Here is a 14,681-nt window from a genome sequence, read left to right as displayed (position 1 = left end):
AGCAATGCCAGGCTAATTCCCTAATTATCACTAACTGCTTATGGTTTAATTTAGGCTTAAATTTAAATGATAACCGCATTGATTTTTCACCTCCACTCTACTATAATTATACCATACATATGTTTGTATGTAAAAGAAAAAATGGAGGTTTAATTTTTATGAATAGAGACTTAAATAACAATTATCTAAGTTAGTCAATACATTAAAAACTGTATCTTCAAGACTTATCAAAAAGCAATATGAACAATATTTGAAAAAATATTATTGGAAGTCTGCTTTTTGGTCTAGGAGCTGCTGTATTGTATCTACGGGTGGTGCTACTATTGAGATAATCAAAAAAATATTGAAAATCAAAGTAAATAGCCAAATCATCTCCACCCAATGCATAGCTTGGATGGAGTTTTCTTGGCAGTTTTAGATAAATTGTTGCTTCAGATGCATGTAATTTTCCTATTCGCCAGCAGCTTTTTTATCCTGAAATTCTCTGACAAATATCATATTCTTCATTTCTTCTATAGCCCGATCTAATTGATTGTCACTGCCGTCTTCCTGAGCAGCTTCTAAATCTAATTCAATTTTTGTTTCAGGCTCAATTCCTTTTTCATGAATATAATTACCATCAGGAGTATAGTAACGAGCTGTAGTTAAGCTAACTGCTGAGCCATCTTCCAGCGGCACTACTGATTGAACAACTCCTTTACCAAAAGTAGTTGTTCCCATTAATTTACCACGGCCATAATCCTTTACAGCTCCTGCAACTATTTCAGAAGCACTAGCAGAACCTTTATTTATTAAAACAATTAGTGGAATTTGAGTATCAGAATTTATTTCCTGATTAACCTCTAATATTCTTTCAGTCTCATCTTTTTGTTTAACTGACACGACTACTCCCTTATCCAAAAATACTGAAGCAACATCAATTGACTCATTCAGCAGACCTCCAGGATTATTTCTTAAATCTAGAATAATTCCCTTAGCTCCCTGAGCTTTTAAATCAGCAACAGCTTTCTCAACATCTTTACCTACATTTTCAATGAATTGGGCCAGAGAAATATAACCAATTTCTTCCGTTTTCATCTCTGTTTCTACATAAGGAACTTCTATATCCTTACGAGTTATTTTTACATCAAAAAGATCTTCATCACCTCGATCAATAGTTAAAGTGACATCAGTTCCTTCTTCTCCCCTCATCATATCTACAGCTTTCATCTGTGACATTTCTGTAGTTTCTTTTCCATCAATAGCAGAAATAATATCCCCAGCTCTTAAGCCGGCTTTTTCTCCCGGAGTATTTTTAATAGGAGAAACAATTGTCAATTTGTTATCACGCATTGTAATTACAATACCAATTCCTCCATAGTGACCTTCATACTCCTGCTGCATTTCTTTGTATTCTGATGGAGACATAAAATACGAATAGCGGTCAACTTTATTCAACATGCCGTCAATAGCACCTTCAATTAAAGTCTCAAAATCAACATCTTCAACATAATAATTCTGCAGTAGAAACATTACATCCTGAAAAGCATCTGCCTTAGTATAATCGTTTGCCTGCTGCTTTTCTGAAATCTGTTCCTGAACTGCTCCATTCTGGGCAGCTGCTGCAAAAGTGAAAGAAAATAAAATTAATAAAGTTAAACTTAAAAATACCTTTCTGTTTTTTAATATTTTTCTGATTTTATCCATAAAATCTGCCACCTACTTCCTTAAATTATATTAAACAAAATTAATAAATATTCTTAAATTGCATTAATAAATATTCTTAAACTGTCAAAAATAAATTTCTGGCTTAATGAACTATTTCTGTAAAACCCTCTCCAAGTACCTCGTGCACATTACTAATAATTACAAAAGCATCTTTATCAATATCAGCTACCGCCCTTTTCACTTCTGAAACTTCAGAACGAGAAATAATACAGAGCAGCACCCGCTTTTTTTCTCCTGTATAACCACCCTTAGCTGCAAACTCAGTGGTACTTCTATTTAAATCATCAACAACCATCTGATTAATCTCTTCTGCTCGATCGGAAATAATAAGTAATCCCTTTTTAAAATTCAAACCTTCCTGAATTACATCAATAGTTTTGGAGTTAATAAAGATTGTAACTGCAGCATAAAGAGCCACTTCTAAATTAAAGAAAATACCGGCCAAAGCAACTACAATTCCATCTGCAATTAAAAGTCCTTCCCCTACTGAAATTCCTGTATAATAATTTATTAAAGATGCAATTAAGTCTGTGCCTCCTGTTGTTCCCCTAAAACGGAAAACTAAACCAAGACCGATTCCTCCAATAACTCCTCCATAAATGGAGGCTAAAAGCAAATCATTAGTTAAAGAAGTCATATGTGGCTGCAGCAGATCAGTAAAAAGTGATAGTGATCCAATACCGTAAATTGTTCTGATACCAAAACTCTTCCCCATAATTTTTAGCCCTGCTAAAAAAAGCGGAATATTAATAATTAGCATTGTTAGCCCAATTGGAAATGATGTTAGATAATAAATAACAGTAGCTAAACCGCTAACTCCACCAGCAGCAATTCTATTAGGAACTAAAAATAAAGTTAAAGCCAGAGCAATTAAAAGTGAGCCAGCTGTAATTCCAATATACTCAATTATAGTTTTTTTATTCAATCTTTATACCCCCTTGTAAGCTTATAGACTTATTTTAGATACTTAGATTTAAGTACTAAAAAAATAAATTTGGGTAGGGCCAGCATTCTGCCAAAGCGAGATGGCTCCTGCAGCAGCCTGTAAAACCATTCTAAAGCTGCTTTCTGCATCCAGAGTGGAGCTCTATTTACCTTTCCTGCTAGAACATCAAAACTTCCACCAACAGTAACCGCTGCCCCTACCTTTAAGTTTTTTAAGTTATTATCCAAAAATCTTTCCTGAAGTGGAACTCCCATGCCCACCAGCAGCAAATCAATATTTTTGGAATTAATATCAGCAATAATTTTCTGTTGATCATCCCGGTTTATATATCCATGGTGATAACCTAAAATATTTAAATTTGGATAATCTTTTTTTAAATTTTCTACTGCTTGATCAACAATTCCAGGCTTACTACCTAAAAAATAAAAATTAATTTCTTCTCCTGCAAATTCTTTAAATAAATTGCTTATCAAATCAAAGCCAGCAACCCTTTCTTCCAGAGGTTGACCTAAAATTTTAGAAGCAATAACAACACCTATTCCGTCTGGAGTTGCTAGATCTGCTGAGTTTAAAATTCTAGCCAGTTCTGAATTTTCAGCTGCCATTGCCAGCATTTCTGAATTTGGAGTAACAATTAAAGAAGGTTGATTGTGATCAGCAATTAGTTCCCTAATTCTTTTTACTGACTGACTCATATTGGCCTGATCAATATGTACATCAAGTATTTTTATCAGCTTCCGCAAGAGTCAACCTCCTCCAAAACAAGCTCAGCAAATTTTTCTGCCTCAGATCTTTTTTTAAGCAAAAATCCCTTAATCTTTTTGCGAAGGGTATATCTTTCAGAAAATATGTATTCTAATTTCTCTACAGCTGTCTCTACTTCTAGAGCCTCCAATTTCATTAATGGAAGATAATCCAGCTCTGACATCAACCCCTCTATTTTAGGATCATAACTTAAAGCCAGCAGAGGTATTTGATTTAAAAGGGCAAAGATTAAACTGTGCAAACGCACCCCAATAAATAAATCCAGCTGTGAAAATTCCTTTAATGCTTTTTCAGGTGCTGCTGGCAGCTCAAAAATTTCGGCTTCAGCTTCTAATCTATTTTTCAGCTGCTTAGATATTCCTTCATCTGATCCCTGGTGCATAGGAAATAGAATAAATTTAATATTTTTAGACTGAGAAAATTTATTTAAAGCAGCAGCAAGCTGATCAATATAATCTACAGACCAGGGTCTGACAGAAATGCCAATTTCTACTTTTCCTTTTATTTTCTGACGGTTGTTGTGCAGGGGATCATAGAGAGCAAATACCGGATCAACAGTTAGTTTAATATCTCTTTTGACTCCAATATCTCTTAAAAGCCTTTTTGATTCCTGATCTCTAACTCCTAACAAATTAAATCTATTTAAGGTCAGAGCAGTTAGCCTTTGGCTCCATTTTTTATTTAAAGGCCCAGCTCCCTGAGCATAATAAATAGTTTTTGTTCCCTGCATTTTAGCTAACCAGGCAAACCCCAAATAATAGGGCACCGAAAAATTACCGGTTACATCCTGCAGCAGACTTCCACCACCACTAATAAAAAGATCAGCTTCTGCCAGTACTGATAATATTTTAATTATTGAGCTGCGGTTAACAGCTTTAACATTATACAGCTTAGCAGTTTCAGCTGGTGAAGCTGATAAAACAGTAATCTTTAAATCCTTATTTTTCTTTTTCAAGAGTGAAGTTATTCCAGCTAAAACAGCCTCATCACCAAGATTATTAAAGCCGTAATAACCAGAAATTACAATATTTTTCATCATTTAGCCCCATAAATTATAATATTTTTGATAAAAGTAATTAAAGCCTTGATAAAATAAAATTAAAATTAAAGCCACTATAAAACTAAGCCAGTAAGAATGAAAGGTTCTTAACAGCGAAATCATAACCGGTGTATGCAGATGAGAAAAGGTGTTAACTGTAGTTATCACTCCAACTGAAGCCAGCATTAAAATCGGATAAAAATAAAGCTCTTTTCTTTTCTTAGCAGCTATATACAAAGAAAAGATAAAAAGAGGATGACCGATCAAAAACTCCTTGAATCTTGGTCTCACATATAATATTTTTTCTAATAAACTGCGGACAGTTAATTCCCAGGCAGGAACCGGAAGCAGCGGGAAATTACCTGTTCTACCAACATAGATAATCGCTATTAAAGCTAAAATTCCAGCAAGAATTAAATGTTTGATTTTAATTACACTTTCTAATATTTTAGGAATTTCCTTTTTTAGATTTTTACTGCCGGGCTGTACAAAATAATAAAGTGAAATAATGATTAAAGGCATCAAAAACGCAACTTTTACTCCTCTAAAATCATTAATCTTAAAAATAAAGTCACTGGTGTTAAGAGCCCCACTGACAAAAACTCCTCCAATTAAGGCTGTTAACACTGCAGCAGTGAAATTAAAGAAAATATACGATAACGATAAGCTTCCCTCTAATTCTTCTGCTCCCTTATCTTTCTCTAATAAAAAAATAATTACAGCTAAAGAAGGGAAAATAACAGCTGCTCCTAGAGCAGTTATCTGTCTTAATAAAATTTCTCGATCAAGCTGCAGTAAAAAGAAAGCAAATCCTGCTGCCAGAAGAAAAAATATATTCATAACTTTTGAATATTTAAAAGTGGTAAAATAATTCAATAATAAAATACCAGCTGCTGTCACTCCTAATAAAATTGCTAAAAGGTCCCAGTTTGAGTTGCTGTAGTAATTAACTACTTCTGAACTGCCTGGGTTATAGCCTTCAGCTTTTAAACTCGTTGAAAGTGAAGCTAAAAGATCTAAATTTCTAGAAGTCAGCTGACTTCCTTTTAGATATGGTTTATGGTAAATCAATTTCACATTTCGTTCTCTCACTGATAACAAGTATCTATTAATTATCTCCCGACTATCAGCCTGCTCGACTTCATCCTGCTGCATACTGTGGGTTCGAAGCAGATCATAATCATTTAAAACAGCTAACTTTTCCGCTCCAGACTGTGCAGCAATAAAAGCTTCTATTTTACCAAAGGTTAAATTATAATCCCGCATTAAAGCAGCTGTTTCTTCTATTTTATCTGGATAACCAGTTACTTCTTCTCCATCAAAAATTAAAATTTTAGGCTGTAACAGCTCAAGATTATTTTTCAGAGCAGAAAAGGAATTAACTTTATTATTACTTCTATAAGCAATTTTTAGGCCCAGCTCCTGAGCCTCTGCTGCCTGATTGGAATTATAGCCTAAACTTAAATCTTCAAGGCTTTCATGCCAGTTTGGAAAATAAAGAAGGTCATAATCAGAGGTACTAATCAGCTCAGCTGAATATTCAGCTTTCAGATCGGCCTCTAAATTTTCTAGCTGATCTTTTAAGGAAGCACTAAAAACTGCAAAAATAGCCGAATTATCCAATTGATCAATTTCTATTCCTTCATTTTCCAATCTAGTCTGCAGTTCATTTCCCGCTAAAAATATATCAAAAGCTTCTAACCTTTTTAGACTACCTCTATCCAGAAAATCTTCTAAGCTCTGCTGATATACTGCTAGAGCTGTAATTCCATTATCTTTTAGTTTTTGAAGACTTATTTCCGGAGCCAGCGATTTCAATTCTGCATAACTTTCTCCATCCATAACTATCTCTACACCATAATTTTGATCTACATTATCAACTCTTGCTGTCAAAGTAAAAGCTGCTGCAATAAAAGTTATTAAAATAACTCCAATCAATATTTTCTTCAAGAAATTCACCTTTTCTATAAAATATTTACTGTGTGCTCTTATATTTCAAATATGCCTCTATAAATTCATCTAGATATCCGTCCATAACTTTATCAACATTACCCTCTTCAAAATCAGTTCGGTGATCTTTAATCATATTATAAGGGTGGAAGACATAAGAACGGATCTGACTTCCCCAGGCAATCTCTTTGTGTTCACCACCCAGTTCATCAATTTTTTCGGCCTGTGCTTCTTCCTTTAATTCTAAGAGTTTGGAAGTTAAAATTTTCATTGCTGTTGCCTTGTTTTTATGCTGTGACCGCTCATTTTGACACTGCACCACAACTCCTGTCGGCAGATGAGTAATTCTAACTGCTGAATCAGTTTTATTTACATGCTGACCTCCAGCCCCACTGGCCCGATAGGTATCAATTTTTAAATCATTTTCGTCAATATCAACCTCTAAATCATCGTCTATCTCCGGCATAACATCAACTGAAGCAAAAGATGTATGGCGCCGCCCTGAAGAATCGAAGGGAGAAATTCTAACCAAACGATGGACCCCTTTTTCTCCTTTTAAATAACCATAAGCATAATCACCATTAATCATCATTGTCACACTTTTAATACCAGCTTCTTCACCAGGATTAAAATCTAAGGTCTGCAGTTCATAATCATTTGCTTCTGCCCAACGGCTGTACATTCTAAGCAGCATCTGTGCCCAATCCTGAGACTCTGTTCCACCAGCACCGGGATGAATAGAAAGAATTGCATTATGATCATCATAAGGTTCATTAAGGCGCAGCTTTAATTCCAGCTTTTCCAGCTTTTTTTCAAGTTCTCTTAAGGTGGTTTTTAATTCGGCATCTAAACTCTCAGCTTCTTCTGCAGCCAGCTCAAAATAAATCTCAGCTTCTTCAAATTTTTCTTCCAATTCTTCAATTACCTTTAACCGTTTTTTTATCCTATCAAGTTTCTGTGATTTTTTGCGTGCATTTTTTTTATCATCCCAAAAACCTCCGGCAGCCATTTCTGCTTCTATATCTTTTTTTTCCTTCAGCAGTCTTTCCCGGTCAAAGTAAATCACTCAATTCCTTAAATCTCTGTTCTAATTCAGAAAATTTATCTTTAAAATTCTTATTCACTCCAATCATCTCCCACAACATTTCTTATATTTTTTGCCACTACCACAAGGACAGGGGTCATTGCGTCCAGGTTCTTCCTCTTTAACCACAGTATTTTGGCCGATACTTCCATCACCAGCATTAGATTTATCGCTGCCCTTTGACTGACCTTCTAAAGCTGCTTCCGGTGAAGAATAATTAAACTGGTTCTGATTAATCTGTTCTTTTGTTATTCTTTCACGCTCTTCAACCTCAACCTTAAAGGTGGTTTCAACTATATCTTCTCTAATAGAAGCTGTCAGTTCATTAAACATATCAAAGGATTCAAACTTATATTCTGTCAGAGGGTCTTTTTGTCCATAAGCCCTCAAACCAATACCCTGACGCAGCTCATCCATATTATCAAGGTGGTTCATCCATTTTCGATCAATAACTCTTAAAGATAAGAATTTAATTATCTTATTAAAGCGATCTGAATCCACTTTTTCTCTTTTAGTTTCATAAGATCCTAAAGAGCTTAAGGTTATTTTCTCCTTAATTTCAGCCTTATTTTTTGTATCTATATCAGCCAGACTTATATCTTTGGCAAGACCTATACCATTGAGGTATTCCAACATACTTTCTAAATCCCATTCATCCGGATGAAGATCTTCTGAAATAAACATTTCCATAACATCATCCAGCAGCTGCTCCAGCATCCCTGCAATTTTTTCTTCCAGCTCATCTGTTGTCAGCAGAGTCTTCCGCTGATCATAAATAACTTCACGCTGTTTATTTAAAATATCATCGTATTCTAAAATTGCCTTTCTGATATCAAAGTTACGTCCCTCAACTTTCTGCTGGGCCCGCTCAATAGAATTAGAAATCAATTTATGCTCAACTGGCTGGTCTTCTTCTACACCCAGTTTGTCTAAAATACCATTGATTTTATCTGAACCAAAAAGCCTCAATAAATCATCTTCTAAGGATACATAAAACTGAGATGATCCAGGATCTCCCTGACGTCCAGCACGACCTCTCAGCTGATTGTCAATTCTCCGACTCTCATGTCGCTCTGTACCTAAAACATGTAAACCTCCCAGTTCTACTACTCCATCACCTAATACAATATCTGTACCACGTCCTGCCATATTAGTAGCAATTGTTACACTTTTTTTCTGACCAGCATCTTTAATAATGTCAGCTTCTCGCTCATGATTTTTAGCATTTAAAACCTCATGTGGCACCTTAACTTTTTTCAGCTCTCGGCTCAGCATCTCAGAATTTTCTATATCAGCCGTACCAACAAGTACCGGCTGGCCTTTGTCATATCTCGCCTTGATCTCTTTAATTACAGCTTTATATTTAGCTTCTTTGTTGGTGAACACTAAATCAGCCATATCATCTCTAATCATCGGTTCATTGGTAGGTACTACCACTACCGGCATATCATAGATTTTGACAAATTCTTCTTCCTCAGTTTCTGCAGTACCTGTCATTCCAGCCAACTTATTATACATCCTAAAGAAGTTCTGCAGTGTAATTTTAGCAAAAGTTTGGCTTCCCTTCTGCACTTCTACTCCTTCTTTAGCCTCAATTGCCTGATGTAAGCCTTCACTATAGCGGCGGCCTTCCATAACTCGTCCTGTAAACTCATCAACAATTTTAACTGCCCCATCTTTAACTATATAATCTCTATCCTTTTTCATTAAAGTATGAGCCTTTAAAGCCTGATTAAGCTGATGATTAAGTTTAAAGTTTTCTTCTGAATAAAGATTATCAACATTTAATTTCTTTTCAGCTTTTTTGACACCCGCTTCAGTTAGAGTTACAAGTTTGTTTTTTTCATCAATCTCATAATCCTCGTCTTTTTTAAGATTGGGAATAACTCGATTGAATTTACGGTAATCTGAACTTTTCTCCTGAACAGGTCCCGAAATGATTAGTGGTGTCCGGGCCTCATCAATTAAAATACTGTCAACCTCATCTAAAATTGCATAGTGATGCTCGCGCTGCACTAAATCTTCTTCTTTATACGCCATATTATCCCGCAGATAATCAAAACCAAACTCATTATTTGTACCATAGGTAATATCACAGTTATAAGCTTCACGCCTTTCAGCAGGAGACATACCGCTTAAAATTACACCAACTGACATTCCTAAAAAACGATAGATCTGGCCCATCCATTCACTATCTCTTTCGGCCAGATAATCATTAACTGTAACTACATGTACCCCCTTGCCTGTAAGAGCATTTAAATATACAGGTAAAGTCGCAGCCAGAGTTTTACCTTCTCCAGTTTTCATTTCAGCTATTTTACCCTGGTGGAGTACAATCCCCCCCACAAGCTGAACATCATAATGACGAAACCCAGCCTCAGTTGCCCTTTGGGAAGCCTCGCGAACCACAGCAAAAGCCTCTGGCAGCAGCTGGTCCAATGTTTCACCTGCCTGATGTCTTTCTTTAAATTCTTCAGTTTTAGCTTTTAATTCCTGGTCACTCATCACCTGCATTTTAGGTTCCAGAGAATTAATTTCTTCCACAATTGGTTCTAATTTTTCTAATTCTTTTTCATTTGCATCTTTAAATAAGTTCTTGAGGAACTTAAACATTTATCTTCCTCCCTAAATTTAAGTCGCTTTTATCTTTAGCTTTTATCTTTAAATGATTTTACTTTTTAAGAATTTTTAAGAATTTATTCTGTCTATTTTCAGTTTCTCAATCAAAGTAATTATATCATCTTAATCCCTAAAACTCAATCAAAGCAGCCGCCCTCATGATTAGAATTTAATTAGTTTTATCTTTTTAGTCCAAAATATCAAAAAAGGATGCCCAATTACGAGCATCCTTGTAAAAACAATATTATTTAATTAGACTAACCAAAGGTTGGTTCAATTAAACCATAATGTCCATCTTTACGCTTATAAACAACATTAGTTTCTTCAGTATCAGCATTATGGAAAACAAAGAAGTCATGATCCAAAAGATCCATCTGCATACAAGCCTCTTCAACATTCATCGGCTTCATTGGGAAACGCTTAGTTCTTACAATTTGAGGCTCAAAAACATCTGTATCGATGTTTTCCTCATCATCACCCAGTTTATGGTTCATTACCTGTTCTTTACGCTTTTCTTTATATTCCTCTTTATATTCCTGCTTTTTCTCAATGTATCTATCATGAATCTTAGTTTTATATTTTCTAACCTGGCGCTCAAGTTTATCCATTACACCATCAATAGAAGCATACATATCACCAGAAGCTTCTTCCCCTCTAAGAATTAAACCCTTAACAAAGGCAGTTACTTCAACAATATGTCTTTCTTTCTCTACTTCCATGGAGATCTGAACTTCCATCGGTTCTCCATTGAAATACCTCTCTAGCTTCTGTACCTTCTCCTCTGCGTGCCTCTTTAGAGCCGGGGTAACATCAATGTTTTTACCATAGGTCATAATTTTCATGAAGCTCACTCCTCTCATACAACTATTATTATTATATTTTACTTCTGTATAGTATATTATTCTACAAATCAGATATAATTCCTGCTTTAAAAACTAATTATTAAAAATCTTAATTAAATTTTAATCTCTGCAGCAGCTTTTGCTATAAAATCCCTGTATTTTAAATTTAATCTATTTTTACCGGCACAGAGGCGGTTGTCAGCACATAAACATTAGCCGCTTTCATTTCTTCTAAAACAAAATGAGAGATTTCAGAAGCTGTTGTACCCGTTGTAATAATATCATCAATAATTAAAATATTCTTATCTTTAAAAATTGTTGGATCTATATCTTCTTTGAGTTCAAAAGCACCTTCCAGCTCTAATTTTCTTGCTTTTTTAGTTAAGGTATAGAGGGGCAGTGAATTTTTAACTCTTAAAAGTACATCTTTATATTCAATTTTATTTTTTTTTGAAAGAGCCTGAGCCAATCTTGCTGCCTGATTATAACCGCGATAATTTTTGCGCTCACCGTGCATCGGTACCGGAATCATATAATCTATATTCTGGTCCCTAAAATATTCTTCATAATAAAGAAATAACATATGGGAAAAAGGTTCGGCTAAATCCGGGCGATGTCCATACTTGTATTCCAATAAAACCTCACGTGCATAACCTGAATAAGCAAAAACACTGCGGGCAAAATTATACGGTGGTCGCTCCTCTTTACACTCAGGACAGTGCTGACCATCAATTAAAGCTGCAGGCACTACTTCTCGACCACAGACTGGACAGGACTCTGTAATAAATGAAAAACGAGAAAGACAGCGATCACAAACCCCTTCAATTTCGGAATGATCATACCTACGGCCGCAGGCAAGACAAACCGGCTTTTCAGGATAGATTAGGTCTTTTAAAATATCAAGTACTTTCAATTTTAATTAACAACTCCTTTAAGGTTGTAATGCTCACGGAGCTCATCAACTTTTTTGCGGGCTCTCTGCAGAGCATTATCAACAGTTTTAACATTAATATCAAGCTCATCAGATATTTCCTGATAAGACTGATTGTCTAAGTAGAGCATAAATACATTCCATTCTAAATCTGTTAATTCCTCTGAAAGTTCACCCACAATTGTAATTAATGTTTCCTGACAGATAAACTTTCTTTCCAGGTCTTCTCCCTCATCTGGTAAAATCTCATTAAAAGTTCTTCCTGTCTCATTCCCATAATCCAGATTTTTATCAAGAGAAGCAGATGTATTAAGCGGCATATGTTTTTGCCTATTTGCCTTCTTAATTGCAGAAACCAACTGTCGGTGAACACAAAGTTGTGAAAAACCTCTGAAAGAAGCACCTTTGTCCTCTCTAAAGTCTCTTATAGCTTTATATAAGCCAACTCTCCCCTCCTGGATTACATCATCTCGATCCAACCCTTTGATAAAAAAGAATCTGGCCTTGGCATAAACTATATCCATATTTTGATCTATTAAATATTCAATTGCAAAGTCATTTCCAGCCTGGGCCATTTCTATAATCTCTTCTTCTTCTTTCTCTTTAAACAAGAGTATCCCCCCATCCTGATACTAGTTTTTCCCTCAAAAACTCAGCAAATCCTGAAGTGAAATTCCCAATTCTAGCATTGTCACTCCTAAAAGCAAGAGGGTCAGCAGTATAAGAATATGCAGCTGATTATTTTTCATCCTTACTCAGCCTTATCTTTTTTATAATATTAGTTGTCGATTTACCTTTGACTTCAGTAATCAAAACTATTTTACCACCGTAACTGTAGACAGTTTCTGCTTCAGGTAAATCTGCAATTCTATAATCTCCACCCTTAACATAAATTTGAGGCTTAATTGCTGCCAATACAGCCCTACAGTCTATTTCTGAAAAAAGAACTAAATAATCAACCATTTCTAGAGCAGACAGCATCTCCAATCTTTCATTTTCCGGAACAAAGGGCCTATTTTTACCTTTTAATTCCCTCACAGAACTATCACTATTAACAGCCAGCACTAACTTATCTCCTAAAGCAGCTGCCTTTTTTAAATAGCGGATATGTCCCACATGTAAAATATCAAAACAACCGTTGGTAAAAACAATTAATTCCCCAGTTTCTTTTTTGGCTTCAATTTCGGTTTTAAGTTCAGTTAATTCCATAATTTTAGCCGGCATTTTTATTCACTTCCCTGATTAATTCTTCAGCGGTTACTACAGCAACTCCACTTTTGCGGACAACAATTCCAGCGGCTAAATTTGCAATTCTAATTGCAGTTCTTACCGGTGCACCTGCAGCAAGAGCTAAAATTAAAGTACCAACTACTGTATCACCAGCTCCGGTTACATCAAAAACTTCTGAGAAATTAGCTGCCGGAATATGGTCTATCTGATCTCCGGGAGCAAAAAGAGTCATTCCATCTCCACCCTGAGTTATTAATAAATATTCCAATTTAAGCTCTTTCCTCATTTCTATACCAGCTTTTTCGACCTCTGCTTGTGTTTTTAGCTTTGAACCATAAATTTCAGATGCCTCTTCTAAGTTTGGAGTAGCAATCACTGAGCCCTTAAATTGAGGCAGTTGATAACGGCTGTCTACTGCAGAATACTTGCCTGCAGCTGCAGCAGTTTCTACAAACTTTGGCGTGGTCTTTTGATTAAAAATACCATTGCCATAATCAGAAAATAAGACCGCATCACTGGCAGCAATTTTTTTTTCCAGATAGCTGCTCAGCTTTTGACTCAATTCTTCACTAATATCAAAACTTTTTACCTTATCTACCCTAACAACCTGCTGTCTTACTATCTGCTCTCCCCCAGCCAAAATTCTAGTTTTCTCAGCTGTAGGACGGGTCTCATCTTTAAAAATACCCTTAGTTATAATATTACGCTGATCTAATTCTTTTTTTAGGGCTTCTGCAGCCAGATCATCTCCAACTACACCCAGCAGATCAACTTCTGCTCCTAAACTAGCAATATTTGCAGCGGCATTAGCACCCCCACCTGGCAGTACTTTTTCCTGCTGATGTTTTAAGATTAAAACTGGAGCCTCTCGCGAAAGTCTTTCTGGATCAGCTATGATAAATTTATCTGCAATTAAATCTCCTAAAACCATAATTTTTTTATTTTTAAATTTTTTTATATATTTTACAAGTTCTTCTGCCTGATAATTATCCATGTCATCCCCCTAGAGCTTAACTTTTATTCCTAGTTTTATAACGTTGTTGTCTAAATCCCAGTACTGATTTGCTACACTTACCTGCAGATCACTCCTGGGACCGATGCTGTAATCTACTCCACCCTTATAATAAGCATGATCATCTAAATCATCATCCATAAAATAATATGTCTGCCAGAAAAAACTTAAATCCTGACCCAAGGTAGCAGCCGCTAATCCAATTGCCTTACCAAAATCACGACCATCAACCTCATTGGTAAACATCAGGTTCAAATCCATTCTGAAGTTTTCTTCCATCAACATATTCAAGCCCATATTTGCTCCAAAATAAAAATCATCTCCGTCAAATGCCAGATTGATTACTGCTGGATGAATATTATTAATTAAAAATTCCGGCTCCAGCTCAAGTGTGTCAATATCAAGAGAATCACCTGAGATAGAATATGTAACTGAATTTAAATTAGCAGCACTAACCGGCAAAAATGAAATAACTAAAAACACTGCTGTGATTAGTAGAATGATTGATTTTTTAAGCATTTGATTACTCCTTTATCTAATATTTTATTTAAAACAA

At 35.4% G+C, this 14,681-nt stretch carries 13 protein-coding genes and 1 pseudogene; 1 reads left to right on the top strand and 13 read right to left on the bottom strand.

Going from position 1 to position 14,681, the window contains the following annotated elements:
• Positions 1-193 precede the first annotated feature (193 nt).
• Positions 194-418: pseudogene (locus C7954_RS14165) on the top strand (transposase); the annotation flags it as partial.
• Between the two features lie 32 nt (positions 419-450).
• Here the strand turns inward: C7954_RS14165 and C7954_RS04905 are convergent.
• From C7954_RS04905 to C7954_RS04845, 13 genes are all read right to left on the bottom strand, one after another.
• On the bottom strand, positions 451-1,686 hold the full coding sequence (locus tag C7954_RS04905; RefSeq protein WP_089655647.1) for a S41 family peptidase: 1,236 nt from the start codon (positions 1,684-1,686) through the stop codon (positions 451-453).
• 103 nt (positions 1,687-1,789) lie between these two features.
• Positions 1,790-2,632, bottom strand: a complete 843-nt coding sequence (locus tag C7954_RS04900; protein ID WP_073160416.1) for a YitT family protein — start codon at positions 2,630-2,632, stop codon at positions 1,790-1,792.
• Positions 2,633-2,661: 29 nt separating this feature from the next.
• The gene (locus tag C7954_RS04895; RefSeq protein ID WP_073160418.1) at positions 2,662-3,396 is read right to left on the bottom strand and encodes a WecB/TagA/CpsF family glycosyltransferase; all 735 of its coding nucleotides are present in this window, start codon (positions 3,394-3,396) and stop codon (positions 2,662-2,664) included.
• Positions 3,384-4,454 (bottom strand): polysaccharide pyruvyl transferase CsaB, encoded by a 1,071-nt coding sequence (gene csaB / locus C7954_RS04890; protein WP_073160420.1) that lies wholly within the window; start codon positions 4,452-4,454, stop codon positions 3,384-3,386. Before csaB ends, C7954_RS04895 begins: the two co-directional genes overlap by 13 nt.
• A 3-nt stretch (positions 4,455-4,457) precedes the next feature.
• A complete protein-coding gene (locus C7954_RS04885) occupies positions 4,458-6,416 on the bottom strand; it encodes a DUF5693 family protein (protein ID WP_234971210.1) in 1,959 nt (652 codons plus the stop codon).
• 16 nt (positions 6,417-6,432) lie between these two features.
• Positions 6,433-7,531, bottom strand: a protein-coding gene (gene prfB, locus C7954_RS04880) for a peptide chain release factor 2 (RefSeq protein ID WP_108076435.1) whose coding sequence is annotated in 2 segments (ribosomal slippage) — positions 6,433-7,461 and positions 7,463-7,531 — 1,098 coding nt in all. Because the reading frame shifts where the segments join, the coding sequence is not laid out codon by codon here.
• A gap of 5 nt (positions 7,532-7,536) precedes the next feature.
• A complete protein-coding gene (gene secA, locus C7954_RS04875; RefSeq protein WP_134058882.1) occupies positions 7,537-10,104 on the bottom strand; it encodes a preprotein translocase subunit SecA in 2,568 nt (855 codons plus the stop codon).
• Between the two features lie 263 nt (positions 10,105-10,367).
• Positions 10,368-10,952, bottom strand: a complete 585-nt coding sequence (gene hpf / locus C7954_RS04870; protein WP_073160428.1) for a ribosome hibernation-promoting factor, HPF/YfiA family — start codon at positions 10,950-10,952, stop codon at positions 10,368-10,370.
• Positions 10,953-11,118: 166 nt separating this feature from the next.
• Complete coding sequence (locus tag C7954_RS04865) at positions 11,119-11,865, bottom strand: ComF family protein (RefSeq protein WP_073160430.1); 747 nt, start codon at positions 11,863-11,865, stop codon at positions 11,119-11,121.
• A gap of 2 nt (positions 11,866-11,867) precedes the next feature.
• The gene (gene sigH, locus C7954_RS04860) at positions 11,868-12,494 is read right to left on the bottom strand and encodes an RNA polymerase sporulation sigma factor SigH (protein WP_073160432.1); all 627 of its coding nucleotides are present in this window, start codon (positions 12,492-12,494) and stop codon (positions 11,868-11,870) included.
• Between the two features lie 127 nt (positions 12,495-12,621).
• Positions 12,622-13,107, bottom strand: coding sequence for a D-glycero-beta-D-manno-heptose 1-phosphate adenylyltransferase (gene rfaE2 / locus C7954_RS04855; RefSeq protein ID WP_073160434.1), 486 nt, complete (start codon positions 13,105-13,107; stop codon positions 12,622-12,624).
• On the bottom strand, positions 13,097-14,107 hold the full coding sequence (locus tag C7954_RS04850) for a bifunctional heptose 7-phosphate kinase/heptose 1-phosphate adenyltransferase (protein ID WP_073160436.1): 1,011 nt from the start codon (positions 14,105-14,107) through the stop codon (positions 13,097-13,099). The genes rfaE2 and C7954_RS04850 overlap by 11 nt, the downstream gene beginning before the upstream one ends.
• 9 nt (positions 14,108-14,116) lie before the next feature.
• Positions 14,117-14,644, bottom strand: a complete 528-nt coding sequence (locus tag C7954_RS04845) for a hypothetical protein (protein WP_073160438.1) — start codon at positions 14,642-14,644, stop codon at positions 14,117-14,119.
• Between the last annotated feature and the right edge of the window lie 37 nt (positions 14,645-14,681).

It is taken from the genome of Halanaerobium congolense, from assembly GCF_004366375.1.
In the GTDB taxonomy this organism is placed as follows: Bacteria; Bacillota; Halanaerobiia; order Halanaerobiales; family Halanaerobiaceae; genus Halanaerobium; species Halanaerobium congolense.
Note: the sequence above shows the minus strand (reverse complement) of the source record. Positions and strands in the feature narration are given on the sequence as shown.